This is a genomic window from Alienimonas californiensis, assembly GCF_007743815.1.
Classification (GTDB): Bacteria; Planctomycetota; Planctomycetia; order Planctomycetales; family Planctomycetaceae; genus Alienimonas; species Alienimonas californiensis.
This window is the reverse complement of record NZ_CP036265.1, coordinates 5188902-5215454: the sequence shown is the minus strand read 5'-3', so window position 1 is coordinate 5215454 and position 26553 is coordinate 5188902. Positions and strand designations below refer to the sequence as shown.

Below are 26553 nucleotides of genomic sequence, written 5' to 3'. Positions count from 1 at the left end.
CGCAGTGCGGACCGTGGCCGACGACCGTCGATCGAACGCCCACGGTCCGCGGAGCGGACCCTACGCCGCGGTGACGTTGCGCTCGGCGAGGCTCAGGGCCGTCGCCCGCAGGCCCTCGGCGTCGAGGTTGAAGTCCGCGAGGATCTCCTCCCGCGGGCCGTGCTCGATGAACTCGTCCGGCAGGGCGAGGAGGCGGACGTGATCAGTCCGCACGCCGCGGGCGTTCGCGGCTTCCAGCAGGGCGCTGCCGAAGCCGCCGGTCACGACGTTCTCCTCCGCGGCGATGACCCACGGGGCCTCGTCCATCAGCGGGCCGAGCGTGTCCATGTCGATCGGCTTGACGAACCGCGGGTTCACCACGGCGACGTCCAGCCCTTCTTCCCGCAGCTTCTCCGCGGCGGCGACGGCCACGGGGAACATGATGCCGCAGCCGATCAGCAGGCCGTCGGCACCGTGTTCGTACACCTCCGCCTTGCCGTGCACGATCGGCGGGGCGTTGCGGTCCACGGTCACGGCGGCCGTTTTCGGATACCGCAGGCTGCACGGGCCGTTGTGTTGCAGGCTGAAGTCCAGCATCGCCGCGATCTCGCCCGCATCGCCGGGGGCCATCACGGTCATGTTGGGGAACACCCGCATATAGGAGTTGTCGAACACGCCGTGATGCGTGGCCCCGTCCGGCCCGCACAGGCCGGCCCGGTCCATCATAAAGGTGACCGGCAGGTTCTGGAGGGCGACCTCCTGGAAGATATGGTCGAAGCTGCGTTGCAGGAACGTCGAGTAAATATCGACGATCGGCCGGGCGCCGGCTTTCGCCATACCGCCCGCGAAGGCGACGGCGTGGCCCTCGCAGATGCCGGTGTCGAAGAACCGCGTGGGAAAGTCGGCCCGCACGGTCTCCAGCTTGTTTCCCTGACACATCGCGGCCGTCATCACCGCGACGCGGTCGTCCCGGGTGAGAGCGGCGTGAATCGCGGCGGCGGCGTAGTCCGTATAGGCCTTCGTGGAACTGGTGCGGATCTCCGCGACCTCCTGCCCGCTGTCGTCCCGTTTGAACGGGGCGGGGGTGTGGAAGGTGACGGGGTCCGCGGCGGCCGGACGGAAGCCGTGGCCTTTCTCGGTGAGAACGTGCAACAGCACCGGCCCGCGGACGTGCTTCACCCGCTCCAGCGTCGCGGTGAGGGACTTCAAATCGTGCCCGTCGACCGGGCCGATGTAGCGGAAGCCCAGTTCCTCAAACAACATCCCGCCGTGCAGGAAGTGCTTGAGGGCGTCTTTGCCCTGCGACAGCAACTTGGTCGACTGCTCGCCGACGACGGGAATCTTGTTGAGCAGCCAGGCGACGTCCTTCTTCAGCCCGTCGTAATACGGGGCCGTGCGGGCGGCGTCGAGATAGCTGGCCAATCCGCCGACGCGGGGGCAGATGCCCATCTCGTTGTCGTTGAGGATGACCAGCAAATCCTTTTGCAGGCCCGCGGCGTTGTTGAACGCCTCAAACACCACCCCGCTGGGCAGGGCGCCGTCGCCGATCACGGCGACGCTCTTACGGTCCTCGCCGGGGTGCACCAGGTCGTCGCCGGCCTTCAGGCCGAGGCTGGTGCTCACGCTGGCGCCGGCGTGGCCGGTGACGAACAAGTCGTAGTCGCTCTCCTCCGGGTTCGGGTAGCCCATCAGGCCGCCGCGCTCGCGGAGGGTGTCGAACTGCGGGAACCGGCCGGTGAGCAGCTTGTGCGGGTAGATCTGGTGCCCGGTGTCCCAGATCAGCCGGTCCTTCTTGAAGTCGAACGTCTTGTGCAGGGCGATCGCCAGTTCGACCACGCCCAGATTGCTGGCGAAGTGGGCGGCCCGGTCGGAGACGATGCTGCACAACCGCTCCCGAATCTCCCCGGCGAGCTGCTCCAGTTGGGCGTCGGTCAGCCCGTCCAGGTCCCGCGGGTCGGTGATACGGGGCAGAATGTCGTACGGCACGGAGGGGGGCGGCACGGGGCAGGGGAGGCGGGGGCGGCACATCGAACCGGACGCGGCGGCGGCGGCTAACCCGCCGGGACGTTCGGTGACGAGATTGTGACGGGTCGGGGGGGGTTGGGGAACCTAGCGGTCCCGGTCGACCGCATACCGAGCCAGCGCCCGCAGCGGATCGGCGGCGGCGCCGAGCGGTTCGAGGCCGTCGATCGCCTGCGCGATCAGGTCCTCCGCCCGCCGGCGGCTGCCCTTCTCGCCGTACAGGGCAGGGTAGGTGAGCTTCCCCGCCGCCACGTCTTTCCCCGCCGTTTTGCCCAGCGCCGCGGAGCTGGCGGAGAGATCCAGCAGGTCGTCGGCGATCTGGAAGGCGAGGCCGAGGTTCGCCCCGTAGCTGCGCAGGGCGTTGACGACCGCGGTCGGGGCTCCCGCAACGTGCCCGCCGAGTGCAGAGGCGGCGGCGATCAGGGCGCCGGTTTTGGCGCGGTGGATGACCTCCAACTGCTTTCCGCTGCCGACCGAGTGTGGGTCGCCCTCAGCGGCGAGGTCCTCCACCTGTCCGCCGACCATCCCCGCGGCTCCTGCCGCGGAGGCCAACTCGTCGATGCACGCCCCGACGCTGATATGCGGGTGGAGCCGGCTGAGGATCTGGAAGGCCAGGGTCAGCAGGGCGTCCCCGGCCAGTAGGGCGGTCGCCTCGTCAAAGGCAACGTGGCAAGTCGGCCGGCCCCGCCGTAGCGAGTCGTCGTCCATGCACGGCAGGTCGTCGTGGATCAGCGAGTAGGTATGAACCAATTCCACCGCGACGGCCGCCCGCATCGCGTTCTCCCGCCAAACGGGTTCGACGACAAATGGACCGTTCGGGTCTCGATCGAAGGAGTCCCCCGCCGCCCGGCAGGCGTCGAACGCGGCGAGGGTCAGAGCGGGCCGCAGACGCTTGCCGCCGGCCAGCAGGCTGTGCCGCATCGCCGCCCGCAACCGGCCGGGGATCGGGAAGGGGGCGAAGTCGCGGAGCCAAGGGAGATCGGCGTGGGGCGGGTCCGTCTCCGGTACCGCCGCGGCCAACGCCGCCTCGACTTCGTCCCGCATCGCGGCGTGCCCGGGGAACAGCTCGGCGGGGACCGGCGATGCGGGCATGCGGGGCAACTCTATTTTTTGAACGACTGACAGTGACCCACGAGGGTCCCGGAACGTGAGTCTCCCGCCGGACCGCCCAATTCGTCAACGCCCGCGCCGCGGTTGCCGCTCCGGGAGGCGGCGCCGCAGGCGCTCGTTCGTTAGAGTCCGCCGCGCCCGGCCGGGACGCCCTCGGCTCCGTTCGCCTTCCGTGGGCTCCACAGGCACATGCAAAAACTGATCGTCGAAGAACCGTACGAATTCATTCCCCCGTATCGGGGAACGATGTGGGTCAAATTCTTCGACCCCTTCCTCCCCACGTTTCTGCGGCGCTCCTACGGCATCGCCGACGTGCAGGTGACCGGAGGGGAGGCGTTGCAGGAGAACGTGAAGCGGGGCGCCGGGGTGCTGCTCACGCCCAATCACGTGCGGCTGTCCGACCCGATGACGCTGGGCGTGATGCAGACCCACCTCGGCCTGCCGACCTTCAGCATGGCGAGTTGGCACCTCTTTAGGCAGGACGGCTTCGGCGGTCGGGTGAACGCCTGGATGATGCGGAACCTCGGGGCGTTCAGCGTGTTCCGCGAGGGTAACGACCGGGCGGCCCTGAGCTGCGCGATGGATATTCTCGTCAGCGGCGAGCGTCCGCTGGTGCTGTTCCCGGAGGGCGTCGTCAGCCAGACCAACGACCGGCCCGGCCCGTTGCTGGAAGGCACCGCGGTCATCGCCCGCTCCGCGGCGAAACGCCGCGCCAAACAGGCGGAAAAGGAAGGCCGGGCCGACACGGACGCCGGCGTCGTCATTCATCCGATCGGCCTGAGGTATGAGTTCCTCGACGACCCCGAAGCCGCCGCCGAACCGGTGGTGCGGCGGTTGGAGGAGCGTTTCGGCAAATGGCCCGACCCCCGCATGCCGATGATCGACCGGGTGCGGGCGTTGGGCGAGGCGCTGCTGGCGCTCCGCGAGGTGCAATTCGCCGGCGGGGCCTCCTCCGGCGATCAGACCGAGCGAGCCGCCGCCCTGATCGAAGCGATCCTGAACCCGATCGAACGGCGGGAGGGACTTTCCTCCGACGGCAGCACGATCACCCGGGTCAAAGCCCTGCGGGCCGCGTTGCTGCCGAGCCTCGTCTCCACCGAAACCCCGGCGGAGGAAAAGGAGCGCATGCGGCGGGAACTCTACGCCGCTTTCTTCGCCCAGCAGGTGCACTTCCTCTATCCCGCGGGCTATCTCACCGAGGACGCCCCGCCGGAGCGGATGCTCGAAACGCTGGAGCGAATTGACGAGGACCTGAACGACAGCGCCCAGATCCTCGGCCGCTGGCGGGTGCGGGTGAACGTGGGGCCGGCGATCCCCGTCGAGGGCGCCCGCCCCCGCGGCGGCACGGACCCGCTGTTGGGCGAAGTGGAGGCGGGCATCTATCGCGAACTCGGCCTGCCGCTGCCGCAAACGGCGGACGTCGCCCCCGGCGTGCCGGCGATCGCGGAGAATTAGGGGCGGTCCAGGAGAGCGTGGCGTCGCTGCGTGAGCCCGCAGCGCACGCTTCGACAGTGAGTGAGCGACAGAACGGCCGCCCCGGCGGCCGGACGTTGCGCTGCGGGCTCGCTGAAACCGCGACGCGTTCAACACAAAACGCCCCGTCGCGCAGCGGCGCGACGGGGCGTTTTTGAACGTGACGTTCACGCGGTCGGACGACCGACGGGCTGGGGAGTTACGGCTTGTAAACCCAGGCGCCGTCGCCGGACTTGGTGAACTCGTCCTTATTGTACAGGTTCTGATAAATGACGTTCTTGAAGTTCTTCGAGGACGTCTTGTAGCCGGTGGCGACGACCGCGTCGTGAATGTCGTCCAGCTGCATGCCGGATTTCCCTTCCAGCACCTCGGCGAGGACGGCGGGCAGCGGCTTATCGTTCTTGGGCCGCTTGCGGCCGGCGGCGGACGACTTGGCGGCGGCCGCTTTCGGCTTGTTCTTGGAGCCGGGCGGACGGCCGCGACGCTTCGTGGGGGCTTCGCTCGCCGCGGAAGAGGCCTTCGCGGCCTTCGCGGCCTTCCCGGCGGAGCCGGACTTGGGCGTGCCGCCGGAGGCGATCTGGTCGTTCAACTGCTTGAGTTCGGCTTCGAGCTCCTCGCGTTTTTCCAGGAGGCCGGACAGCGCCCCCTTGCGCTGCTCGAGTTCGCGTTCAAGTTCTTCGGTGGAGAGCGAGGACAGGCTGGCCATTTGCGCTTAAGTGGGGCCGGGCGGCCCGGGGTTCGATCAAGGTGGAAGGAAGGGCCGGGCCAGCGACGCAGTACGAAAACGAACGTACTTGGACGATCGTTCCTCAACGGACGCTGACGCCCGGGTCGGGGCGGCGGATCTTATCTTGAATCCGACGTTAGAGACTCAAAATAGATATCCGTCTCTAAACTCTCCGTCAACGTCGTAGCGTCGGCCGGGCTGGAACTTTTAGAGAACGCTTCAATGCGGCCGATCGGTCGGCGCGACCGTTACGGCTTTGATGATCGGCCCCGCGGCGGCGCGGGCAGGCCGACGTGCGCGGGGGGGACGTGAACCGGGGCGTTCGGGGGAGCCGGGTAGGCGTTTGGCACGCGTTCGGCGAGGCGGGGTTGAGCCGATCGGCCGTTGCGTTCTATCACCGGCGGTCCGCCGCCGTGCCCGGACGGCGGCCGTTCCGTCCCCCCGTCCCCCTCGTCCTCCGGCCCGCGAACGACGCCGCGATGCCGACCCGCCCGCCCCGCCTGCGGCCCCTGCTGCTGGCCGTGGGGCTCCTGCCGCTCGCCGTCGCGGGCGTCGAATTGGGGGTGCGGGCCGCGGACAGCTATTCCGGCGGGGCGCTTTCCCGCCCGCCGTGCCCCACCAGCTATACGGTGCCCAGCCCGCTGGCCCGACACGCGTTGTCGGCCTTCGGGCATGTCATCGACCGCGACCCGGACACCGGCGCCACGCATGAAGTCTCGCTGAATAGCCTCGGCCTGCGGGGCGGGGAGGCGGCGATGCCCAAGCCGATCGGGGTGCGACGCGTGCTGCTGCTCGGCGACGAGGCGACGTTCGCCGCGGGGTTGCCGGAGGAGGAGACCTTCGCCGGCCGACTCGTGCCGGCCCTGTCCGCCGCGGCCGCCCGGGCCACGCCGGGCGCCTCGGCGGAGGTCATCAACGCCGCCATCCCCGGGGACTGCCCGCTGCTGAGCGTCCTGCGGCTCCGCCGCTTGGGGGCGTTGCAGCCGGACCTTATTCTCCTCTGCGTTCGTCCCTCCGACCTCGCCGAGGACGCCCGCTATCGCCGCGATCTGTTGACCGACGAGGACGGTCGGCCGGTCGCCTGCCCGCACCCGGCCGTCGCCGGCGGAGAGCTGACGACGAAGGCCCCGACGCCGGCGTGGTGGCGGGACTCGCTGGCCGTGCGTCTGGCCGGGCGGGCCCTCGCAGGACCCGATCGCTGCCCGCTGACGGGCGAGCCGCTCGCCCCCGCGGTCGATCCGCTCAGCGGCGGCCCGCAGGCGGCGCTGGCCGCGGAGCAGGCCCTCACCCCGCTGACGGACCTGACGCGGATGGCCGACGGGCTGGGCGTGCGGGCGGCGCTCGTCCTGCTGCCCGACGGCCCCGGCGGCGGGTCTGCGGGCAATTCCGCGGCGGTGCGGCTGATCCTCGACGCCGCCGCCGCCGCCGAACTGCGAGCCTACAACGCGGCGCTGGTTCTCGCCGGAACGGCACACGGCGACGGCGGGAACGCCGGACCCGCGACCGGCCCGTTCCTCACCAAACGCGGGGCGCTGACCCGAGCCGGTCACGCCCGGTTGGCGGAGGCGCTCGCCGAGTTCCTCCTGTCCGCTCCCCCCGCCGATCCTGTCGGCGGCGCTCCTGACGGGGGCGCCGCCGTCGGCGGCGCCCCGACGGGATAAATCGTCGAGGGCGTCGTACCCTGACGGTCCGCCGCTCCGCCGGCGTGGTTTCCTCGTTCCCCCCAGAGTCCCGCCGTGACCGCTTACGCCGCGACCGTCCGCTACTTCAACGAAGCCGCGGACCTGATGGGGCTGTCGCAGAATATGCGCACCCTGCTGCTCACCCCGCAGCGGGAGGTGAAGTGTCAGATCGCCGTTCAGAAGGACGACGGGCAGATCGCCACCTACATCGGGTACCGCATGCAGCACGACAGCGCCCGCGGGCCGATGAAGGGCGGGCTGCGGTTCGACCCGGCCGTCGACGCCGACGAAGTGCTCGCGCTGGCCACGTTGATGACGTGGAAAACCGCCGTGGTGAACATCCCCTACGGCGGGGCGAAGGGCGGCATCGCCGTGGACGTCAAGTCGCTGTCCCAGGCGGAGTTGGAACGCGTCACCCGCGGATTTGTGGACGCCATTCACGACGTGATCGGCCCGGACAAGGACATCCCGGCGCCGGACATGGGCACCAACGCCCAGGTGATGGCCTGGATTATGAGCCAGTATCAGAAGTACCATGGCTTCAACCCCGCCTGCGTGACCGGCAAGCCGGTCGAACTGCACGGCGCTGACGGTCGCGAGGAAGCGACCGGCCGCGGCGTGGCGACCGTCTCGCTGGCCTTACTGAAGAAGGAGAGGCGGCCGCCGGAACAAACGACCGCCGCCATCCAGGGGTTCGGCAACGTCGGCACCTATACCGCGGAGTTTCTGCACGAGGCCGGCGTGAAGATCCGGGGCGTCTCCGACGCCTACGGCGCCGTCTGGAACGAGGAGGGCCTCGATATCCCTGCGCTGCTGGCCCACAGCCGCGAGACCGGCGGGGTGAAGGACTTCAACGGCGGGGACAGCCTCGAGGGCGGCGCCGTGTTGACCAGCGACGTCGACCTCTTAATCCCCGCGGCGATCGGCGGCGTGCTCACTGCAGAGAACGCCGGCGACGTGCGGGCCCGATACATCGTCGAAGCCGCCAACAATCCCACCCGGCCGGAGGCGGACGAAATCTTCCACCGCAACGGCGTGCAGGTCGTGCCGGACATCCTCGCCAACGCCGGCGGCGTAACGGTGAGTTATTTCGAGTGGGTGCAGAACCGCCAGCACTTCAAATGGGACAAGTCCCGCGTGCGCAGCGAACTGGACAAAATCATGAACGCCAGTTTCGAGGCCGTCTGGGAGCGGGCGACCGCCAAGAAGGTGCCGCTGCGGACCGCCGCCTACCTCGTCGGCATCGGCCGGGTCGGTCGGGCGACGGTGCTGGCCGGGATCTGAACGCCCCCCGCCGGGGCGGCCCCGCGGGGCGCCGGGCCGCTCGAAGGGCTCCGCCGCAAGCGTTGCGGGGGGAAGGGCTTCAGTTTCGGGGAGGGCGGCGTCCGGAGATTCACGGTGACGACGGCCTGAACGCGAACTATCGTTGCAACGCTCGCCCCGCCCCCGACCCCTCCCGCCGCTATGCCCGCCGCCCTCGCTTCGGCCGCCCGGAAAACTCCCTCCGCGAAATCGCCTCCCGCCTCGGGGCGGGAGGGGAACGAGCACGCCGCCGGGAAGGGAACCGTGGAGCCGAATCGAGCAGGCCTCTCCGTCGCGGAACTGGTCGCCATGGATCAATCCGATCAGGACGCCCCCGCCGTCACCCCGGCGGATTTGGAAGTCTGCCCGGCGTTCACCAAGCTGACGAATTCGCAGCGGCGGGAGTTTTTAGACCTCGCCAGCCGGCACCGCTTCAAAGCCGGTGAAACGATTCTTGAAGAGGGCCGCGAGACCCGCTGCCTGTGGTTCATCCTCTCCGGCGCCTGCGAGGTCGTCAAAACCGTCCCGGACGGCGGGGACCGCGTGTTGGCGACGCTGGAGGCCGGGGCGCTGTTCGGCGAAATGAGCTTTTTCAATCCGGGGCCGCACTCCGCGGACGTGCGGGCGATCAGCGACTGCACGGTGCTCCGCATGACCGCGGGAAATTGGGCGGTCCTGGAGCAGATTGGTCTGCGGCCCGCCTTTCATATCGCCCGGCACACCGCCGCGGTGATGAGCGACCGCTTGCGTCGGATGGACGACTGGATCACCAAGGTCCTGGATGAGACCCCGGACCCCGCTGCCCGGGCGAAACGCAACGACGAGTGGAACGATTTCCGCCGCAAGCTGTTTAACGGCTGAGTCCTTCGGCGCAGGCCGGAGCCGTGGCTCCGGCTGGGGCGCTGGATTTTCGTGGGGCTGACAGACGGGCCGCGGGACGCGAAGATGGCCGCAACCCCCAACGAGTCCCACGATATGTCTGACCACGCCGCCCTCGCCGCCGACCTCTCCCGCAAGGCGAAGCAGGCCAGCCGCGAACTGGCCCTCGCCTCGACCGCCCTCAAGAACGATTGGCTCCGCGGCTGCGCCGCGGCGGTGCGGGCGAACGCGGAACAGCTCGCCGCGGAAAATGAACGCGACCTCGCCGCCGCCCCGGATTTCGGGCTGACCGAGGCCCAGGTCGATCGGCTGCGGCTCACGCCGGCCCGGTTGGAGTCCGTCGCGGCGGGGCTGGAAGAAGTCGCCAATCTGCCCGACCCCGTCGGCGAGGTGATCGACGGCTCCCGTCGCCCCAACGGCATTGAACTGACCCGCGTGCGGGTCCCGCTGGGCGTCGTGTTCTTTATCTACGAGAGCCGCCCCAACGTCACCGCCGACGCCGCCGCCCTCTGCGTGAAAAGCGGCAACGCCGTCATCCTGCGGGGCGGCAAGGAGGCGTTCCACAGCAACACGGCGCTGCACAAACTGCTGGCCGATCAATTGGAGGAACGCGGCCTGCCACGGGCCGCGGTGCAATTGGTGCCCACCACCGACCGGGCCGCCGTTGGCGAATTCCTGAAGCGTCGGGGCGAGATCGACGTCGCCATCCCCCGCGGCGGCAAGGGCCTGATCGAACGCGTGACCCGTGAGGCGGCGATGCCGGTCATCAAGCACTTCGACGGCATCTGTCATCTGTACGCCGACGCCTCCGCGGACCTCGACATGGCCGTGGCCCTGACGGTCAACGGCAAGGTGCAGCGGCCGGGCGTGTGCAACGCCCTCGAAACGCTGCTCGTTCACGAGGACGTCGCCGAGACCTTCCTCCCCAAAGTCGGCGCCGCGCTGACGGAGCAGGGGGTCGAACTCCGCGGGTGCGAACGCACGCGGGCGATCCTGCCGGACGCCGAGCCGGCCACGGCCGAGGACTGGGACACGGAATATCTGGCGCTGATCCTCAGCGTGAAAGTGGTGAAGGACCTGCACGCCGCCGTCGAGCACGTCTCCGCCCACGGCAGCGGGCACACGGAGGTGATCGTCACCAAGGACCTCGCCGCCGCCCGGCGCTGGGAGGCCGCCGTGGACGCCGCCGCGGTGATGGTGAACTGCTCCAGCCGGTTCCACGACGGCAGCGAGTTCGGGCTGGGCGCCGAGATCGGCATCTCGACCGACAAGCTGCACGCCCGTGGCCCCTGCGGCCTGAAGGAACTGACCAGCTACAAGTACATCGTCCGCGGCGAGGGCCAGGTGCGGGGCTGACGGGGGGGCGATCGGCTGTTCCCGGTCTTCGAGTGGAATGACGAAGGAGGAATGCCGAGTGACGGAGGGGGAAGTTCGTCGTCCCCGCCCGATTCTGCGTTCCTCATTCGGCATTCGTCATTCCGCCCGAGTGACGTACAACCGCCGGACACCCCGCGCACCCCGCCATGTCCGACGTCCTCACCGAGTCCGAAGTCGAGTCGCTGCTCGCGGCCCTGGAGCCGAACGGGCCGGCGGCGACCGCGCCCGTCAGTCGCGGCGATGCGGACGCCAACGGCGTGAGCCTCTACGATTTCAAACGTCCGGAACGCGTCTCCAAGGAGCAGATCCGGGCTCTCCGCGGATTGCACGAGGGCTTCAGTCGGGAGTTCGGCGCCGGGCTGTCGAACCTGATGCGCACGATCGTGGAGGTGAAGCTCGTCGCGGTCGATCAGCTCACCTACGGGGAGTTCCTGTTCAGCCTGGAGAACCCGACCTGCTTCAACCTGCTGCGGGCCGCGTCGCTAGACGGGCACATGGTGCTGGAGTTGAGCCCGGCGGTGGTCTATCCGCTGGTCGATCGGCTGCTGGGCGGCGGACGCGGCTCCGGGGCGGGCGATCCCCCGCCGGACCGACCGCTGACGGACATCGAAAGCCGCCTCGTCGGTCGGATGACGACGCTGGCGATCGAGGCGCTGGAGCGGACGTGGGAATCGCTGACGGACCTGCAACTCTCCCTGGTGCAAACCGAGAGCAACCCGCAGCTCGTGCAGGTGGTCCCGCCGAACGAGGTCGTCGTGCTGGTCGCCTTTGAACTGACGCTGGGCGAGGCGCGGGGGATGATGAACCTGTGCATCCCGTTCAACACGCTCGAACCGGTCGCCGCCCGGTTCAGCGGCGACGCCTGGAGCACCTACGGCAAGCGCAGCTCCGACCCGCGGGAGCGGGTGGTGCTGGACCGCGGCGTCAGTCGCGCCCGCGTGCCGCTGGACGTCACCCTGGCGATCACCACGCTGACGGCCCGGGACCTTGCTGACCTGGCCCCCGGCGACGTGATCCTCACGGAGTGCGACAGCCGGGAAGGCTTGGAACTGCGGGTCGGCGGCAAACCCGCATTCCGCTGCCGTCCCGGGGCCCTGCGGGGGCACAAGGCGGTCCGGGTGACGGGGCCGGTGCTGAAGCCGGTCGACCCTCGCTTGGTCCCCTTAGGGGAGGCGAAGCCGACCGGCGAGGCGGTTGCGAACGCATCGGCGGGCGCTGGTTCTTGACGGGACCGCGGCGGCCGGCTAGATGTTCGCAGAGATGTCCGGGTCGCCCCAAGCCGCTACAATCGGTTTGCGCCCCCTCGTCGCTTGTTCCTCGCCCCCCAGTCCGACCGCAAGGCCCCTCCCATTCGTCGTCCCCCCCGCGAAGACCGCACCGCCACCGACAAAGACGCTCAGCGGATCAACGAACAGATCCGTCTTTCCCCCGTCCGCGTGGTTGACCAGAACGGCGAGATGCTCGGGGTGATCCCGACCGAGCAGGCGATGGAAACCGCCCGCGCCGCCGGAATGGACCTGGTCGAGGTGGCCCCCAACGAGCGGCCCCCGGTTTGCCGGATCATGGACTACGGCAAGTTTAAGTATCAGCAGAAGAAGCGTTCCCAGAAGGGTAAGGGCGGCCATCACGGCCAGATCAAGGAGGTCCGCCTGCGTCCCAAGACCGGCGACCACGACATTGAATTCAAGATGAAAAAGGCCCGGGAGTTCCTGGGCCACCGCGACAAGGTGAAGGTCAACATCCTGTTCCGCGGTCGCGAGAACGCTCACCACGAACGGGGCCGCGAGATCCTGTTCAAAGTCATCGAAGATATGGACGATATCGCCAAGGTCGAGAAGCCGCCCGGCATGGAAGGCGGCCGCATCATGAGCACCGTCCTGGCGCCCAAGTGATTCCCGCCTAACGCGGAGGCCCTGCAGGACCTCCGTGTGATCGAACGTCTCGGACTGGACCGCCCGCCGGTTCGTCGCTACCGTTCCCGACCCCCCGTTTTCCGCAAGAGCCCCGTCAGCCCGCCGCACTGAGATGCCCAAGCAAAAGACCCACAAGGGCATGAAGAAGCGGTTCAAGATTACCGCTTCCGGCAAAGCCACCCACCGCAGCGCCAACCGCGGGCACAAGCTGTCCAGCAAGTCGGCGAGCCGCAAACGGCAGCTGCGGACCGAGGGCATCATCTCTGGCACGATGGCGAAGAAGATCGCCGCGGCCATCGCCCCCGGTCAGTAGTCGTCGTCCGCAGCTCGTCTGACGCGAGCGGCGAACCTGTTTTCTTTTCCCTCGCTGGGGCATCGGGCGTAAGTCGGCCATCGGCCGCCCCGGGTTCCGCACAACCGTCGAACTGCAATGCGCGTCCGTATCGGGTCCGCCCGGAACAAGAAGAAGAACCGCCTCTTCCGTGAGGCCCGCGGCTACGTCGGCGGTCGCAGCAAGCTGCTGCGGACGATGAAGGAAACGATTATCCGCGCCCGGGCCTACGCCTACCGGGACCGGAAAACGAAGAAGCGGGTCTTCCGCCGCCTCTGGATCACCCGCCTGTCCGCCGCCTGCCGCGCCCGCGGCCTGCGGTACAGCGAGTTCATCTACGGCCTGAAGCACGCGGGCATCGAACTGGACCGCAAGACGCTCTCCGAGCTGGCGATCCACGAACCGGCCGTCTTCGACGAAGTCTTCGAGCAGGCCAAGGGCGCGATCCCCGCGACCGCGGCGTAGGCGCAAAGCATCAAGGACCAAGAACTCAAGAACCAAACCGGGGTCGCGGAGCTTGATGCCCTCGTCCGTCCGCTTTGGTTCTTGATTTCTAGGTAGTTGGAGCTTCTCCCATGCCCGACCCGACTGCCGCGTTCGCCGATTACGAGCGCGAAGCCACCGCCGCCCTCGCCGCCGCAGCGACGCCGGAGGATCTCGAAGCCGCTCGCATCGAGTTTCTCGGTAAGAAACAGGGCCGCCTACGCGACCTGCAAAAGTCCCTCGGTTCCGTGCCGAAGGAGGACAAGCCGGCCGTCGGCAAGGCGTTCAACGAGGTGAAGACGCGGGTGCAGTCCGCGCTCGACGCGCGGCAGGCGGAGCTGGAATCCGTCGACGGCGGCCCCGCCGCGGACGCCCTGGACGTGACGCTGCCCGGCCGGGCGCCGCACGCCGTGGGGGCGGTGCATCCGTTGACCCGCACGATCGCGGAGTTCAAGACGATCCTCGGCCGCCTCGGTTTCGCCGCGGTCGAGGGGCCGGAGGTGGAGGACGAGCGGCACAATTTCAACGCCCTCAACATCCCGGACGACCACCCCGCCCGAGACCCGCTGGAGAACTTCTACCTGTCCGCGGCGTCGGTCGGGAAGGGCGAGGGGCCGCTGCTGTTGCGTTCGCAGACCAGCACGGTGCAGATCCGCGTGATGGAGCAGAACCCGCCGCCGGTGCGGGTGATCTCTATCGGCCGCGTCTACCGGCCGGACACCATCGACGCCACGCACCACTGCCAGTTCCACCAGATGGAGGGCCTGATGGTCGGCGAGGGCGTGACGATGGCCCACCTCAAGACGGTGCTGACGCTGTTCTGCCGGGCCTATCTGGGCGAGGGGACGAAGGTCCGGTTCCGACCGAGCTTCTTCCCCTTCACCGAGCCCAGCGTCGAAGCCGACGCCCTCTGGCACGGCGCCGGCACTGGCGACGGCGGGGCGGAGGGCCGCTGGCTGGAGTTGGGCGGCGCCGGGATGATCGACCCGAACGTACTGCAAGCGGTGGGCTACGACCCGGAGAAGGTCAGCGGCTTCGCGTTCGGTTTCGGGATGGAACGCTTCTGCATGATGCGGCACGGCATCAGCGACATCCGCCTGCTGACCGAAAACGACGTGCGGTTCCTCAAGCAGTTTGGCTGAACCCGACCCGTCGTCCGCGACAGGGTTGTGAGCCCGAAGCGCAAGCTCCGGCCGTCGGCGCAGCCGTCCCCTCGTGACAACACTGCCGAAGCGTGCGCTTCGGGCTCACTCAGCGACGCCACGCTCTCCTGGAACCTGCGTCAGGCGGGACGGGCGGCGAGCCACTCGATTTGGGCGGTGTGGTGGCGGCCGTGCCAGGCGTAGTAGGCGAGGGCGTCCGCCAGTCGCACCGTCTCGCCGCTCTCCGGGTGATCGAATGTGCGTTCGAACTGCGCCTCCGTCATCGACCGCAGCAGGGTCGTCCACCGGGCGTGGAGCGCCGCGAGCAGGGCGAGCGAATCCGCGACGTCGCCGTCTCGAGAATCCGCCAACGCGGCCCACGCCCGTTCGTCATAGGCTTTGATCGTCGGCCGCTCCTCGGTCAGGGCCCACTTGAAGCGGATCACGCTGTGCATGTGGCTGTCCGCCAAGTGGTGCACGATCTGGCGGGCTGTCCAGTTTCGATAGGGCTGATCGAGTCGGTCGTCCGGCAGCCGCTCGACGGCGCCGGCGAGCCGGGCGGGGGCCGCCGCGATCGTCTCGATGAGGGAGGCGCGGGGTTCGGCGGGATCGAGCCGGAACGGGCCGATCGGAAACTCTGGGCCGGGCATGGGCTGATAGGATTGGTGGAGAGCGAGGCGAGCGGCGTCCGGTCGGGGGGCGCCTGAACCCCCGCCTGACACCGCTACGAAACGCCGCGTTCGGCGACCATCAGCTCCCCGCCGCAGAGCTTGCAGCCGACGAGTTGGCCGACGTACTTCATGCCCACGCGAATCTCCTTCAGGCAGTGCGGGCAGTCCGCCAGGAGGGCGACGCGGCGCTCGGCGTCGCCGGCGGTCATCGGTTCGCCGCACTTCTTGCAGGCGACCGGGACGCCGGCGTACTTCGTGGCGATTCGCAGTTCCTCGCCGCACCCCGGGCAGCGGGTGCGTTCCGCCTTGGGCCGGACGATCGCCGGGCCGTCCACCTCGGCGAGCGGGGCGAACTCCGGCGGGTCGAACTCATGGGCGGACAGGTCCGGGTCCAGCAGCGTCCGGCAGGTCGGGCACCGTAAGACCTTCGGCGGAACCTCCTCGCTGCATCCGGGGCACGGTCCCCCCTTCCAAGCCGGCATCGGTCTTCACCCGTCGGACATTCGATTGAAACTCGTCAGCGTACCGCGTCCGACGCCCCGGTTCAGCGGACAGGTTCAGCGGGCGGGGGCGGGGCTCAGCGGCAGACAGACGAGACGATCCTCCAAGCGGAAAACGACCCGCCCGCCGGACACCGCCGGCGTGGCGCTGCTGGCGACGCCCAGTTCCGTCTTGCCGAGCAGGCGGTACTCGTCGTCGGCGGCGAGGACGGTAACCACGCCTTCCTCGGTCACGCAGACGAGCTTGTCGCCGATCACGATCGGGGAGCCGCTGTAGTTCCCGCCGACCCGCTCCGCCCAGACGACCTCGCCGTCGGCTGCGTTCAGGGCAGTGACGACGCCGCGGTCGCCCCAGAGGAACAGCAGGCCGTTCGCGGCGACCGGCGTGGGGACGTAGGGCAGGGAGCGGGTGTGTTCGACCTGCACGTCGCCGGTGGCGAGGTCGGCGCCGATCAGCAGTTTGCCGGCCCCGCCGGAGCCGCACTGGGCCCACGCCTTGCCGCCTGCGATCACCGGGGAGGCGACCACGCGGGCGGGGAACTCGCCGGTGCGCCACAACTCGGCCCCGGTGGCGGCGTCGAGGGCCACGATGCCGGCGGCCCCGCTGGCGGTCAGCAGCGCCAAGGGCTGGCCCGGCCGCCGCAGCACGACGGGAGTCGCGTAGGCGACTTCGCGGCTGTCCCGGGCGGCGGTCCAGACGGGCTCTCCGGTCCGGGCGTCCAGCGCCAGCACGCCGCCTTCCTCGTCCTGATCGTTCGTCAGCACGAGCAACTCCCGCACGGCGCCCGCCCCGGCGGCGTCCTCAGCCGGCACGTCCACTCGCACCGGGCTGGTGCCGTGCCCGTGCTGCCCGTTGAAGGGGCCGAGGTCCCGACGCCACAGCGGCTCGCCGGCGTGGGTGAAGGCGCTGAGGACGATCCGCTCCCCGTCGGAGAACAGCGCGAACACCCGCGAGGCGTCCGCGGCGGGCGTGGCGGAGGCGGGATCGTTCTTGGCGTGCAGGCTGGGCTCGGCCGGCGGGCCGTCGGGGTTCACGGTCACGTCCTTCACCCACACGACCTGCCCGGTGGCGGCGTCGACGCGATAGAGCAGCCGCTTGCCGCCGTCGCCGGCGGTGACGAAGACGGCGTCGCCCCAGACCGCGGGGCTGGAGACCCCCGTGCCCCGCAGCGGCGTCGTCCAGGCGAAATCGGCCTGGGTGAACGTGTCCGGGAACGTCCCCGCGGCGACGCCGGCGCCGTCCGGCCCGCGGAACCGCGCCCACTGATCGGCGTCGACCGGGCGGACGTCGGCGGGAACGTCGGCGGGCGCGACGCAGGCGAGAGCCGCGAGCAGCAGGGGGGCGGCGAGCACGGGCGGGCGGTCCGGGAACAGGGCGGGCGGAAAACGGGACGGTGCACCATCTTCGCGGCCCGCTCCGTTCGCAACTGCTCGGGCAGATGCGAGAGCCCGGGCGGAGGCGGGCGGCGTGCGGCGGGCGAACCCCCCGCGACCGGGGGAACCGTCCGCGGCCGGGCGATAGACTGCCGGCGATGAGCGCCGCCCCGTCTCGACCGCCGACCGCCTACCTCGCGACCCGCGGCGGGGCCGGCTGGCGGGACCTGTACCGGCTGGATCCGGCGACGTCCACGACCGTCGGGCGGGCCACGGATTGCCGCGTCACCCTCGCCGACGAACGGGCCAGCCGGCGGCACGCCGAAGTGTTCGTGCCGACCTCCGGCGAGGGGGCGGGGCGTTGGCACGTCCGCGACCTCGACAGCCGCAACGGCACCGCGGTGAACGGCGAGGCCGTCCCCCCGAACGCCCCCCGGCCGTTGGCGGAGGGGGACGAACTGACCGTCGGCGAAAGCTGCCTGGTCTTCACCCACGACCCCGCCGCCCCCCTGCCGGAAGAGGAGGAGGACGGTCTGGAGGGCGAAACCCGCGGCGGAGCCCTGCCCGCGGCGGCCCGCGGGGCGGGGGAGGAGCCGAAGATTCTCGCCCGCCGGCGGGACACCCGGCTGTCGGGTCGGTCGCCGGACGGGCCGGCTGCCGGCGATCGGCGGGCGGCGACGTTGTACCGCCTGGCGCTGGCCCTCGGCTCCGCCCCGGACGCCGCCGCGGCCGGCGCGGCGGCGCTCGACGTGCTGCTGGATCACACCCCCGCGGACATTGCCGCGGTCCTGCTGCTCGTCGGGGAGGAGTCCGACGCCGCCGCGGAGTCCGAGGACCCGGACGCCCAGCGCCGGGCCGCCCGCACGGCCCGCCGGCTGAGCCTCGTCGCCCACCGGGCCCGCACCGACGGGCCGTACCGGTTGGTCAGCGAAAGCCTCTCCCGGGCGGTGCTGGCCGGCGGGGAGGCGGTGCTGGCGGAGGACGTGGACGACGACGACCGCCTCGCCGGCCGCGACAGCCTCGGCCGGCTGCGGGCCGAGAGCCTGATCTGCGCCCCGCTCCGTCCGGCCGCCGAAGTCACCCACGGCGCCGCTCCCGAGGAGGGGGCGTCGAGCCGCATCGCCGGCCTGGTGCACCTGTATTCGTCGGACCCGGGGAACCCGCTGGACTCCGGCGATCTGGATTTCACCCTCGCCGTGGCGGATCAGCTCGCCCTGGCGTTGGCGAACCTGCGGGACCGCGACGACCTCGCCCACGACCGGGAAGAGCTGGCGAAGCGGACCGAATCGCTGGCCGCGGGGCTGTCGAAGGCGGAGCGGATCAACGCCACGCTGCGGCGGTCCCTGCTGGACAGCGACGGACCCGGCGGCGGGGAGATGATCGGCGAGAGCGGCCCCACCCGGTCGCTGCGGGAGGACGTCCGCCGCATCGCCCCCACCGACGCCACCGTGCTGATCCGCGGGGAGAGCGGCGTGGGCAAGGAACTGGTCGCCCGGGCGCTGCACCGCCACAGCCGTCGGGCCTCCGGGCCGCTGGTGACGATGAACTGCGCGGCGCTCAGCGAGTCGCTGCTGGAAAGCGAACTGTTTGGGCACGAGAAGGGCGCCTTCACCGGCGCCACGGCCCGGACGGTGGGCAAGTTCGAGGCGGCCGACGGGGGCACACTGTTTCTGGACGAAGTCGGCGAGATGAGCCCCGCGATCCAGGCGAAGTTCCTGCGGGCGCTGGAGGGCCACGCCTTCGAGCGGGTCGGCGGGCGGGAGCCGATCCGCTGCGACGTGCGGGTCGTCGCCGCCACCAACCGCGACCTGGAAGCGGCGGTGGAGAAGGGGGCCTTCCGGCAGGACCTCTATTTCCGGCTGCACGTCGTCGTGCTGACCGTCGAGCCGCTGCGGAACCGGCTGGAGGACGTCCCGCTGCTGGCGGAGCGCTTCCTGAAGGTCAGCGCCGCCCGGGCCGGCCGGGCGATCGCCGGCTTCAGCGAGGACGCGGCGGAGTTGCTGACGGAGTACCGCTGGCCCGGCAACGTACGGGAGCTGAAGAACGCCGTGGAGCGGGCGGTGGCCCTCTGCCGCGGCGATCTGGTCGAGCCGGAGGATCTGCGGCTGACCGCCTACGCCCCGCCGGCCGCCCCGGGCGGGGGCGACGCCGCCGCGGACGGGGGACCGACGGGCCGCCGCGGCTATCGCTCCGTCTCCCTGGAGGTCCTGGAGCGGGAGCACGTCCTCGCCACGCTGACGCACACCGGCTGGAACAAGTCGCGCGCGGCGTCGATTTTGGGAATCGAACGCAGCACCCTGGATCGCAAACTGAAGAAGTACGGCGTCGATCGTCCCGGTTCCGACGCCTGAGGCGCCGCCCGAGCCCGCGGCGGGCGGCACCGGGCCTGTCCTCGGTTGCCGCATGAAGAGCAGTTCGTGTGCGCCCGGGCGGGGATCGGCGTCGTTTCAGGGCATCGCTGAACGCGACCCTGGGGACGTTGCCGATTCGGCCAGAAACAGGGCGGTCGGAGGGCTCGAATACCACCGTTCTGCCAAGATTTTGTTGACACAACGCAGCGCAGGCGGAGAATCAGCCCCCCGGCCTATCGGGTCGCCCCCGGTTCCCCCGCACTGTGCGCCCGCATGGTACGGAGGGACGACGGCGACCCGGCCGGCGGAGTCCGCTCATCGGCCTGCACGATGCGTCGGCCTGGGCTCCTTCCGCCACCCCGCCGCCCGTCCGGCCGTTCGCCCGCAGAGTGGGGAACGCTCGGTCCGTCCCGCCGTCGTCCGACGGCCGGGTTCGCTCGCTTTTGCGGCGGGGCCTCACCCACTTCCACACCACCGTTCCTGACTTCGACACCGGGACTCCGCTCCCGGTTCGCCTTAACGATCGCCGACTCCGCCTCCGGACGCCTCGCTCCCGGCGGAAATCGGCCCGACGAGAAAAGAAACCCGCTCATGTCGCTGCAGTTCTCCGCTCCCACTTTCGCCGACGACGGTCTGGCCGTTGACGATCTGCCCATGGAGGGTTTCCAGGAGATGGAGGGCGTCGGTGACGGCTTCACGGACGAGGCGGACTTCCTGGCGATGGGCATCGACCCGTCCCGCCCGACTGAAGCCAAGCCCGGTAGCGAAGACAAGGTCCTGGTTCTCGCCGCCCGCTACGCCGCCGGCCTGCCGCTCTGGCACACCGACGATTGCTGCGATCACGCCCCCGACCGCTTCGCCGGCATCCTCGCCGGCTTCGGCGTCGGCAGCTGATTCGCGGATTTGAGTCGACCTTCCAACGACCCGGACGCGCGATCGCGTCCGGGTCGCTTTCTGCGCGGGCCGTTCTTCGCCGCACGGTAATTGCCGTGACCGAATTCCGGAGGGTCACGCCTTCCGGAACTTTCTCCCTCTTGGCGTCACCGCGTCGCCAGCTTGTACAGCTTGGCGTCCGTCCGCAGGTAGATCGCCCCGCCGCTGACGGCCGGGGAGGCGAGGGTGCGGCCGGGGAGTTCGTTCACGGCGAGCTCGCGGTACTCCTCACCGACGGCGGAGACGGTGCAGCCGCCCTCCTCGTTCAGCCAGTAGATGCGGCCGTCGGCGTAGATCGGCGAGGCGGAGAAGTTCCCGCCCAGCCGCTCCGTCCAGACGACCGCACCGGTCTCCGACTCCACGCAGGAGGCCACGCCGTTGTCGCTGACGAAGTACAGCAGGTCGCCGATCAGCAGCGGGCTGGGGGTATTCGGCCCGCCGCGGGAGACGTCCCAGGCGACGGCGTCCTCGGCGGCGTCGACGGGGCCGTCGGCCCCCGGCGGACCGGCGGCGGCGGCTTCGGCGAGGTCGATCGCCAGCACGGTCGGCCGCATGAAACTGGTGGAGAGGAACACCTTCCCGTGACCCGTCACCGGGCGGGGCGTGACGCTGAAGCCCTCGTAGGGGACGGCCCACAGTTCCTCACCGTCGGCGGGGTCGTAGGCGACGATCTGGTTCGTCGCCGGGCTGAGGATCTGCTGCTCCGCCGGGCCGTCGCCGTCCGGGTCGATCACCAGCGGGGTCGCGAAGGAGAACGTCTTCGTTGCGCCCACGTCCGGGCGATCCTTGCGCCAGCGGGTCTCGCCGGAGAGGGCGTCGAGGGCGATGACGAACGGGTCCTCGCCGCCGTCGCAGGGAATGAACAGAATTGGCCCGCCGGCCGGTCCGCCGGTCGCGTTGGGCACCAGTGCCGGGGAGGGACCGCCGCCGTGGACGGGCGGGTAGTCGATGTCAGTCCGTTTCCAGACGACCGTGCCGTCGTCCGCTTTGAGTCGGGCGGTGGCGTTCGGGCCGAAGTGCACGAACAGGGCGCCGTCCTCCGCGGAGCCGTCGGCGAGCCGGGCGAAGATCGGCGTGGGACTGGCCCAGCTGTTTTTCTTGTGCTTGCTCTCGGCGGTCGATTTTTTGAACAGCGGCGTCTCCCAGACGATCGCGCCGTCCTCGGTCGACAGGCACAGCGCGGACAGCGTCGTCTGGCCGTCCTCCGGTTCGGACGCCCCGGTGAGGTAGATGCGGTCGCCGACCACCACCGGCGAAGACCACCCCGGCGGGGTCTCAACCGCCCAAACGACGTTCTTCGTTTCGGTCCACTCGACCGGTAGGCCGGTCTCGTCGGCAGGGGCGTGGCCTTGGGCGTCCGGCCCGCGGAACTCGGGCCAGTCGCCGGCGGGAGCCGTCGCGGCGGCGGTGAGGGCGAACAGGAACGGGAGGGCGCGGTTCATGCCGAAAGCGTACCGACGCCGCGGTCGCGCGTCCCGCTGTCGCCTCCCACGGCCCCCACGGTCAGACCCAACGCCCCCATGGGGGGCCGGTCCACGGTTCGAAGTCCAAGCCGAGCTTCCCCACGAGTTCCGCCAGCTTGGCGGCGGCACGGCGCCGCGGCGAACCATCCACCTGTTGCAGGTCGAGGACGATCTCGCCCCGCGAGCCGGGCGGGTGCAGGACGTCAAGCCGCGTGAGGAAGTCTCCCCGCAGCCGTTCGTAAAGGGGGAAGCGGACCGGCTCGTCGGGGACCGCGTCGTCGGGCCGTTCGAAGGGAGTCCACCGCGGATTTCGGGCGGTGCCGAGGGGCGGGAACGCGGTGACGAACTGCGTCCAGACCGGCCGGCCGAGGTGCGGCTCCAGGTCCGCCACGGCGGCGAGCAGCCCGTCCCGGGTGAGGTTGCCGGGGCGGACGGAGGCGGACTTCAAGCGCGGATCGTCCGGCAGGTCCCGCAGCACGGGCAGCGCAAACGGGGCGACGTCCCCCCACGCCCCGCGAATCTCGAAGCTCATCCAATCCGTCGCCAACAGCGCCGCGTGCAGGGCGTCCGGGGCACCGGAGTTCTCCGACGACCGGACCAGCGGCTTCGGCACGCCCAGCACGGTCGGTTCGGTCCGCGTGCTGCGGCGGACCGTGACCGTCTGCGGAGCGCAGTCTGCCCAGTGGCGGCGAAGCAGTCTGCCCAGTGGCGGCGAACCAGAGCGGGCAGACCCGCGTCCGGCGCCTCCTTCTCGGCCGGTCGGTCGGGCGGTTGAACGACAAACCGCCACGTGCCGTCCTCGCTCAGAGAGACGGAGTAGTGATGCGCGGCGTCGAACGCGAACTCGTCGGCCGGCGGGCGTCCGTCCCCGATCGCGAGCAGATCGACGGTGGCGCGGGCGAAGGCGGGCGGATCGCCCCCGACGTCCTCGGAGAGGAGGGCGGCGAAGGCGGGGTGCCGGGCTCGTTGTTCAACGCCCAGCGCGGCCACGCCGGCGGCAGCGCGGCGTACCACCCCAACCAATGCACGTCCCGCTTCCGGTAGAGCGGTTTGCCGAGCTTCAGGGTGCCGACGACCGCCTCGGCCGCCTGCGTCGGGCAGTCCAATCTCAGGGCGGCGGAGGCGAAGTCCGGCATCGGGGCGTCCGCATCGGACCGTCAGGAGGACGGGGCTTCGACCTTCACCACTTCCAGCGTGACGGTGCCGGTGGGCTTCTCCACCTTGGCCTTCTGGCCAACTTTCTTGCCCATCAGGGCCTCGCCGACCGGGGTGGCGGTGAGGATCTTCATCGGTTCGGCCATGTAATCGTCCTCGCCGGGGCCGACGAGTTCGTAGCGGCTGACCTCACCGTCGCCGTCTTTCACGGTGACGACGCAGCCGAAGGCGACTTTGTCCTCGGGCAGGTCGCCGATCTCGACGATCTGGCAGCTCGCCAGCTTCGTTTTGAGTTGGGCCGCCTTGGCGTTCAGCATCGCCTGGGTTTCGCGCTGGCCGTGGTACTCCGCGTTTTCGGAGAGGTCGCCCTCTTCGCGGGCGGTCTTGATGGCTTCGCGGCAGCGGGGCAGCAGGACGGTTTCGATCTCGTGAACCTCCGCCTTGAGCTTGTCGTACCCCTCGCGGGTGATCGGCTGGCGTTCCATGGGTGAGCCCGGTGCGTGGAGAACGTGAATCACTGGGCCGACAACGGCGCAAACGACCGGGGGACGCCACGTTGGACGTCCCCCGGTCGTTACGGCGGTCGGCGGGAAGGTCCCATTGTAGACGCGCGCGGGCCGCCCGTCAGGTGTGCGGGCGGTCCGGGACGCGGCGCCGACTCACACGGTCTCCCAACTGCGACCGGCGGCGCTCTTTAGCACCGCGTCGCAGACCTTCTGCGTGTCGAGGGCGTCGGCGAAGGTCGGGCCGGTGAAGTCGCCGCCGTCGAGGCTCCGGGCGAAGTCGGCGAACTGGTGCACGAAGCTCGTTTCGTAGCCGACCGCCAGGCCCGGCACCCACCAGTGATCCATATAGGGGTGCTCGCCGCCGTTGTCGGTCACGTGGACGCTCTTCCAGCCGCGGGTGACGCCCTCGTCGCGGTAGTCGAACACCTCCAGGCGGTGCTGATCGTGCAGGTCCCAGCGGAGGGACATGTTCTCGCCGTTGATCTCCAGCGTGTACAGCGCCTTGTGGCCGCGGGCGTAGCGGGTGCTCTCAAACAGCCCGAGGGAGCCGTTCTCGAAGTGGCACATGAAGGCGCAGGCGTCGTCGATGGTGACCTTCTGCTTCGCGCCGGTCTCCTGGTGGGTGCGTTCCTTGATGAACGTCTCCGTCATCGCGGAGACGTCGGAGACGCCGCCGTTGAGCCAGATCGCGGTGTCGATGCAGTGCGCCAGCAGGTCGCCGGTCACGCCGCTGCCGGCCGCGGCGGCGTCCAGGCGCCAGAGGGCCTCGCCGCCCTGCGGGAGCTCCTCGTTGATCGTCCAGTCCTGCAGGAAGTTCGCCCGGTAGTGGAAGATCCGCCCGAGCTTGCCCGCGTCGATCAGCTGCTTGGCCAGCGAGACCGCCGGGATCCGGCGGTAGTTGTACCAGACGGTGTTCGGCACCCCGGCCTTCTCGACGGCGGCGACCATCTCCTGACCCTGAGCGGCGTCCAGGGCGAGGGGTTTCTCGCAGAGGATCGCCTTGCCGGCCTCCGCGGCGGCGATCGCGATCTCGTGGTGCAGGTTGTTGGGCACCGCGATGTCGACCGCGTCGATGTCGTCCCGCTTGAGCAGTTCGCGCCAGTCGGTCTCGACGGATTCATAGCCCCACTGATCGGCGAACGCCTGGGCCCGGTCCTTGTTGCGGGCGCAGATCGCCTTCAACACGGGCTTGCGGGGCAGGTCGAAGAAGTTTCCGGCCTGCACGTAGGCGTTGGAGTGGGCCCGGCCCATAAAGCCGTAGCCGATCAGGCCGATGTTGAGGGGCGGTTTCGAAGCGGACATGGTGCGAGCAGTGGTGCGGTGATGAGGTATGAACCCGAAGCGTCAGCGAGGGCCGCGGGCCTGTGAGGGTTCGTCCCTCGCTGACGCGTCGGGTTAGTGAAGCGACGGCGGCGAACCGTCCGGTCGGTCAGTCCCAGCCGTGGGCGTCACGGACGGCGATCATGGCTTCGAGGATGGAGTTCCAGGTCTCCTCCTTGGCCATCACGTCGTTGGGGAACATGCAGCCGTCCCAGCAGATGTGCTTGATGCCGCGGTCCTGGGCGCCGTCCAGCCAGGCGCCGGCCCGCTTGGCGATCTCCAGCTTGCCGTTGGGATCGTTCGGCAGGCAGTGGCGGCCGGTTTTGTCGTGCGAGCCGGTGCCGTGGACGGTGGCGTCGTTCTGGGCGACGTGGAAGTCGATGGTCCAGGGCCGCAGGGCCTCGGTCATCTCGGCGTAGGCGGCGTCGAGAGTGGCCGTGTCCGACCAATCGAAGTCCCGCGGCAGCAGGGCGTCGTCCGGGGCGTTATAGCCCATCAGATAGAGCAGCGTGTGGGCCATATCGGCTTGGAAACCGACGACCTTCGGCCGGTCGACCGCCTCGAGGAGGTTGATCATCTCGCGCCAGCTGTGCATGCCGGCCCAGCAGATTTCGCCCTCGGCGGCGAGGCGTTCGCCGTGGTCCTCAGCGATCTTGGCGGCTTCGCGGAAGGTCTCCGCGATCGCCTTGGTGCCGATCTCCGGGTGCTCGACCCAGTCGGCGGGCGGGGTGGCGGAGTCGATCCGCACCACGCCGTAGCGCCGGATGCCGATCTCCCGCAGCTCCTTGGCAATGTGGCAGGCCTTCCGGATCTGCGTGAGGAACTTCTTGCGACCCTCGCCGGGGTCCATGGCGCTGCCGCCGCCGGTCGGCTCCCACACCGGAGCGACCACGCTGCCGACGACGAGGTTCCGATAGCCGACCTGCTCGGCCAACTTTTCCAACTCGCCGCGGTCGGCGTCGATGGAGACGTGCGGATCGAACAGGAACAGATCGATCCCGTCGAACTTCTGCCCGTTCACCTCGGCCTTCGCCGTGTGATCGAGCATCGTTTCCAGGTCGATCGGCGGGTTGTCGGTCCCGGGTTCTTTCCCGACGAGACCCGGCCAGGCGGCGTTGTGGAGCTTGGGGGCGGAGGGCATATCATTCTTTCGTAGATGTCGTGATTGGCCGCACGCCTAAGCCGGAGCCATGGCTCCGGCTTGGGCGACGAATTATGAGTTAGCGTGGTTTGCTTTCGACGTCGCCGCCGAGCGGGTGGAACCAGGTGTGAACCAACGCTCCCTCCGATTCGTGATTGCGAACGTACTGGAACGCGGCGAGAACCGCTCCGTCGTCGTCTTTGCTCTTCATATGGCAGCCCTGCGCCCACACCTTGTCGGGCTTGATTTCGTATTGAGACAATAACCGGCTCGCAGCGGCCTTGAGGCGTCCGACGGCGGTGCGAATCGGGTAGCCGCCGACGCGGATCAACGTGTGCACGTGCCAGTCATTGAGCGCCAGGATCGACGGCTTCACCCCGATCACGTCGAACTCCTCCACCATCGCCTCCAGGCAACAGCCCTGCTGCTTGGGAGTCAGGTGGACGGGGTCTCCCTTCATGATCCGTTGTGCGGCGGCGTGACGAAGGCGGTGGGGGGCGGGGTCGTAAGTCGCTTCGCCGGGCTTTGCGTATCGCTGCGGCGGAGGGACGTGCAGGCGGCCGCGCCAGGTTTGGAAACCTCGCGGATCGCCCGGCAGCCAGGTCCCGTGCGTGTTGAACGTCACCAACCACCAACGGGCGGGTTGTTCGGACGCGGGGAGCGGGCTCATGGCGTGCTCTTCATCGCTCGTCTAAGCCGGAGCCATGGCTCCGGCTTAG

General features: G+C 69.8%; 25 protein-coding genes. 13 read left to right on the top strand and 12 right to left on the bottom strand.

Annotated elements, in window-relative coordinates:
* Window positions 1–60 precede the first annotated feature (60 nt).
* Complete coding sequence (gene dxs, locus CA12_RS20745) at window positions 61–1965, bottom strand: 1-deoxy-D-xylulose-5-phosphate synthase (protein WP_145361029.1); 1905 nt, start codon at window positions 1963–1965, stop codon at window positions 61–63.
* A gap of 123 nt (window positions 1966–2088) precedes the next feature.
* A complete protein-coding gene (locus tag CA12_RS20740; protein WP_145361028.1) occupies window positions 2089–3093 on the bottom strand; it encodes a polyprenyl synthetase family protein in 1005 nt (334 codons plus the stop codon).
* Between the two features lie 207 nt (window positions 3094–3300).
* Between CA12_RS20740 and CA12_RS20735 the strand changes: the two genes are divergently transcribed.
* Entirely contained in the window at window positions 3301–4566 is a 1266-nt protein-coding gene (locus CA12_RS20735) for a 1-acyl-sn-glycerol-3-phosphate acyltransferase (RefSeq protein ID WP_145361027.1), read from the top strand.
* Window positions 4567–4783: 217 nt separating this feature from the next.
* Here the strand turns inward: CA12_RS20735 and CA12_RS20730 are convergent, their stop codons facing one another.
* Complete coding sequence (locus tag CA12_RS20730) at window positions 4784–5290, bottom strand: hypothetical protein (RefSeq protein ID WP_145361026.1); 507 nt, start codon at window positions 5288–5290, stop codon at window positions 4784–4786.
* 500 nt (window positions 5291–5790) lie between these two features.
* Here CA12_RS20730 and CA12_RS20725 point away from each other — a divergent pair, with 500 nt between their 5' ends.
* The 9 genes from CA12_RS20725 to pheS all read left to right on the top strand — a co-directional run bounded on the left by CA12_RS20725 (window position 5791) and on the right by pheS (window position 14420).
* On the top strand, window positions 5791–6972 hold the full coding sequence (locus CA12_RS20725) for a hypothetical protein (protein ID WP_145361025.1): 1182 nt from the start codon (window positions 5791–5793) through the stop codon (window positions 6970–6972).
* A 75-nt stretch (window positions 6973–7047) separates the two neighbouring features.
* Window positions 7048–8277: a Glu/Leu/Phe/Val family dehydrogenase gene (locus CA12_RS20720; protein ID WP_145361024.1), complete on the top strand. Its 1230-nt coding sequence runs from the start codon at window positions 7048–7050 to the stop codon at window positions 8275–8277.
* 327 nt (window positions 8278–8604) lie between these two features.
* Window positions 8605–9156 carry a Crp/Fnr family transcriptional regulator gene (locus CA12_RS20715; RefSeq protein ID WP_165700899.1) on the top strand — a complete coding sequence of 184 codons (552 nt, stop codon included), beginning with the start codon at window positions 8605–8607 and terminating at the stop codon, window positions 9154–9156.
* 114 nt (window positions 9157–9270) lie between these two features.
* Complete coding sequence (locus tag CA12_RS20710) at window positions 9271–10530, top strand: glutamate-5-semialdehyde dehydrogenase (RefSeq protein WP_145361022.1); 1260 nt, start codon at window positions 9271–9273, stop codon at window positions 10528–10530.
* A gap of 167 nt (window positions 10531–10697) precedes the next feature.
* Window positions 10698–11777 carry a flagellar motor switch protein FliM gene (gene fliM, locus CA12_RS20705; protein WP_145361021.1) on the top strand — a complete coding sequence of 360 codons (1080 nt, stop codon included), beginning with the start codon at window positions 10698–10700 and terminating at the stop codon, window positions 11775–11777.
* A gap of 84 nt (window positions 11778–11861) precedes the next feature.
* On the top strand, window positions 11862–12443 hold the full coding sequence (infC, locus tag CA12_RS20700; RefSeq protein WP_242688062.1) for a translation initiation factor IF-3: 582 nt from the start codon (window positions 11862–11864) through the stop codon (window positions 12441–12443).
* Between the two features lie 133 nt (window positions 12444–12576).
* On the top strand, window positions 12577–12777 hold the full coding sequence (gene rpmI / locus CA12_RS20695) for a 50S ribosomal protein L35 (protein WP_145361020.1): 201 nt from the start codon (window positions 12577–12579) through the stop codon (window positions 12775–12777).
* A 117-nt stretch (window positions 12778–12894) separates the two neighbouring features.
* Complete coding sequence (rplT, locus tag CA12_RS20690; RefSeq protein ID WP_145361019.1) at window positions 12895–13260, top strand: 50S ribosomal protein L20; 366 nt, start codon at window positions 12895–12897, stop codon at window positions 13258–13260.
* Window positions 13261–13370: 110 nt separating this feature from the next.
* The gene (gene pheS / locus CA12_RS20685; RefSeq protein WP_145361018.1) at window positions 13371–14420 is read left to right on the top strand and encodes a phenylalanine--tRNA ligase subunit alpha; all 1050 of its coding nucleotides are present in this window, start codon (window positions 13371–13373) and stop codon (window positions 14418–14420) included.
* Window positions 14421–14560: 140 nt separating this feature from the next.
* Here the strand turns inward: pheS and CA12_RS20680 are convergent, their stop codons facing one another.
* From CA12_RS20680 to CA12_RS20670, 3 genes are all read right to left on the bottom strand, one after another.
* The gene (locus CA12_RS20680) at window positions 14561–15070 is read right to left on the bottom strand and encodes a YfiT family bacillithiol transferase (protein WP_145361017.1); all 510 of its coding nucleotides are present in this window, start codon (window positions 15068–15070) and stop codon (window positions 14561–14563) included.
* Between the two features lie 74 nt (window positions 15071–15144).
* Complete coding sequence (locus CA12_RS20675) at window positions 15145–15573, bottom strand: zinc ribbon domain-containing protein (RefSeq protein WP_145361016.1); 429 nt, start codon at window positions 15571–15573, stop codon at window positions 15145–15147.
* A gap of 75 nt (window positions 15574–15648) precedes the next feature.
* Window positions 15649–16944 (bottom strand): outer membrane protein assembly factor BamB family protein, encoded by a 1296-nt coding sequence (locus tag CA12_RS20670; RefSeq protein ID WP_145361015.1) that lies wholly within the window; start codon window positions 16942–16944, stop codon window positions 15649–15651.
* Window positions 16945–17123: 179 nt separating this feature from the next.
* Between CA12_RS20670 and CA12_RS20665 the strand changes: the two genes are divergently transcribed.
* Both CA12_RS20665 and CA12_RS22905 read left to right on the top strand, forming a co-directional pair.
* On the top strand, window positions 17124–19316 hold the full coding sequence (locus CA12_RS20665; RefSeq protein ID WP_145361014.1) for a sigma 54-interacting transcriptional regulator: 2193 nt from the start codon (window positions 17124–17126) through the stop codon (window positions 19314–19316).
* Window positions 19317–19907: 591 nt separating this feature from the next.
* A complete protein-coding gene (locus tag CA12_RS22905; RefSeq protein ID WP_242688061.1) occupies window positions 19908–20210 on the top strand; it encodes a hypothetical protein in 303 nt (100 codons plus the stop codon).
* 146 nt (window positions 20211–20356) lie between these two features.
* Here CA12_RS22905 and CA12_RS20655 read toward each other — a convergent pair whose 3' ends face one another.
* Window positions 20357–21691, bottom strand: a complete 1335-nt coding sequence (locus CA12_RS20655) for an outer membrane protein assembly factor BamB family protein (RefSeq protein WP_145361013.1) — start codon at window positions 21689–21691, stop codon at window positions 20357–20359.
* A gap of 61 nt (window positions 21692–21752) precedes the next feature.
* Window positions 21753–22325, bottom strand: coding sequence for a hypothetical protein (locus CA12_RS20650; RefSeq protein WP_145361012.1), 573 nt, complete (start codon window positions 22323–22325; stop codon window positions 21753–21755).
* 209 nt (window positions 22326–22534) lie between these two features.
* On the opposite strand from CA12_RS20650, the gene CA12_RS20645 reads away from it, so the two are divergent.
* A complete protein-coding gene (locus CA12_RS20645; RefSeq protein ID WP_145361011.1) occupies window positions 22535–22756 on the top strand; it encodes a hypothetical protein in 222 nt (73 codons plus the stop codon).
* A gap of 113 nt (window positions 22757–22869) precedes the next feature.
* Here CA12_RS20645 and CA12_RS20640 read toward each other — a convergent pair whose 3' ends face one another.
* From CA12_RS20640 to CA12_RS20625, 4 genes are all read right to left on the bottom strand, one after another.
* The gene (locus tag CA12_RS20640) at window positions 22870–23352 is read right to left on the bottom strand and encodes a GreA/GreB family elongation factor (RefSeq protein WP_145361010.1); all 483 of its coding nucleotides are present in this window, start codon (window positions 23350–23352) and stop codon (window positions 22870–22872) included.
* Between the two features lie 174 nt (window positions 23353–23526).
* Window positions 23527–24675 (bottom strand): Gfo/Idh/MocA family protein, encoded by a 1149-nt coding sequence (locus tag CA12_RS20635; protein ID WP_145361009.1) that lies wholly within the window; start codon window positions 24673–24675, stop codon window positions 23527–23529.
* A 127-nt stretch (window positions 24676–24802) separates the two neighbouring features.
* Window positions 24803–25834 carry a sugar phosphate isomerase/epimerase family protein gene (locus tag CA12_RS20630; RefSeq protein WP_145361008.1) on the bottom strand — a complete coding sequence of 344 codons (1032 nt, stop codon included), beginning with the start codon at window positions 25832–25834 and terminating at the stop codon, window positions 24803–24805.
* 79 nt (window positions 25835–25913) lie between these two features.
* Complete coding sequence (locus CA12_RS20625) at window positions 25914–26504, bottom strand: hypothetical protein (RefSeq protein ID WP_145361007.1); 591 nt, start codon at window positions 26502–26504, stop codon at window positions 25914–25916.
* Window positions 26505–26553 lie beyond the last annotated feature (49 nt).

What these genes read in the sequence shown, in the direction of transcription:
- CA12_RS20735 (WP_145361027.1), top strand. Translation starts at nt 3,301, where the DNA reads ATGCAAAAACTGATCGTCGAAGAACCGTACGAATTCATTCCCCCGTAT.
- CA12_RS20680 (WP_145361017.1), bottom strand. Translation starts at nt 15,070, where the DNA reads ATGCCCGGCCCAGAGTTTCCGATCGGCCCGTTCCGGCTCGATCCCGCC.
- CA12_RS20725 (WP_145361025.1), top strand. Translation starts at nt 5,791, where the DNA reads ATGCCGACCCGCCCGCCCCGCCTGCGGCCCCTGCTGCTGGCCGTGGGG.
- CA12_RS20710 (WP_145361022.1), top strand. Translation starts at nt 9,271, where the DNA reads ATGTCTGACCACGCCGCCCTCGCCGCCGACCTCTCCCGCAAGGCGAAG.
- CA12_RS22905 (WP_242688061.1), top strand. Translation starts at nt 19,908, where the DNA reads ATGTCGCTGCAGTTCTCCGCTCCCACTTTCGCCGACGACGGTCTGGCC.
- fliM (WP_145361021.1), top strand. Translation starts at nt 10,698, where the DNA reads ATGTCCGACGTCCTCACCGAGTCCGAAGTCGAGTCGCTGCTCGCGGCC.
- CA12_RS20715 (WP_165700899.1), top strand. Translation starts at nt 8,605, where the DNA reads ATGGATCAATCCGATCAGGACGCCCCCGCCGTCACCCCGGCGGATTTG.
- rplT (WP_145361019.1), top strand. Translation starts at nt 12,895, where the DNA reads ATGCGCGTCCGTATCGGGTCCGCCCGGAACAAGAAGAAGAACCGCCTC.
- CA12_RS20640 (WP_145361010.1), bottom strand. Translation starts at nt 23,352, where the DNA reads ATGGAACGCCAGCCGATCACCCGCGAGGGGTACGACAAGCTCAAGGCG.
- pheS (WP_145361018.1), top strand. Translation starts at nt 13,371, where the DNA reads ATGCCCGACCCGACTGCCGCGTTCGCCGATTACGAGCGCGAAGCCACC.
- CA12_RS20740 (WP_145361028.1), bottom strand. Translation starts at nt 3,093, where the DNA reads ATGCCCGCATCGCCGGTCCCCGCCGAGCTGTTCCCCGGGCACGCCGCG.
- CA12_RS20675 (WP_145361016.1), bottom strand. Translation starts at nt 15,573, where the DNA reads ATGCCGGCTTGGAAGGGGGGACCGTGCCCCGGATGCAGCGAGGAGGTT.
- CA12_RS20625 (WP_145361007.1), bottom strand. Translation starts at nt 26,504, where the DNA reads ATGAGCCCGCTCCCCGCGTCCGAACAACCCGCCCGTTGGTGGTTGGTG.
- CA12_RS20645 (WP_145361011.1), top strand. Translation starts at nt 22,535, where the DNA reads ATGCGCGGCGTCGAACGCGAACTCGTCGGCCGGCGGGCGTCCGTCCCC.
- rpmI (WP_145361020.1), top strand. Translation starts at nt 12,577, where the DNA reads ATGCCCAAGCAAAAGACCCACAAGGGCATGAAGAAGCGGTTCAAGATT.
- CA12_RS20730 (WP_145361026.1), bottom strand. Translation starts at nt 5,290, where the DNA reads ATGGCCAGCCTGTCCTCGCTCTCCACCGAAGAACTTGAACGCGAACTC.
- CA12_RS20655 (WP_145361013.1), bottom strand. Translation starts at nt 21,691, where the DNA reads ATGAACCGCGCCCTCCCGTTCCTGTTCGCCCTCACCGCCGCCGCGACG.
- CA12_RS20665 (WP_145361014.1), top strand. Translation starts at nt 17,124, where the DNA reads ATGAGCGCCGCCCCGTCTCGACCGCCGACCGCCTACCTCGCGACCCGC.
- CA12_RS20630 (WP_145361008.1), bottom strand. Translation starts at nt 25,834, where the DNA reads ATGCCCTCCGCCCCCAAGCTCCACAACGCCGCCTGGCCGGGTCTCGTC.
- CA12_RS20635 (WP_145361009.1), bottom strand. Translation starts at nt 24,675, where the DNA reads ATGTCCGCTTCGAAACCGCCCCTCAACATCGGCCTGATCGGCTACGGC.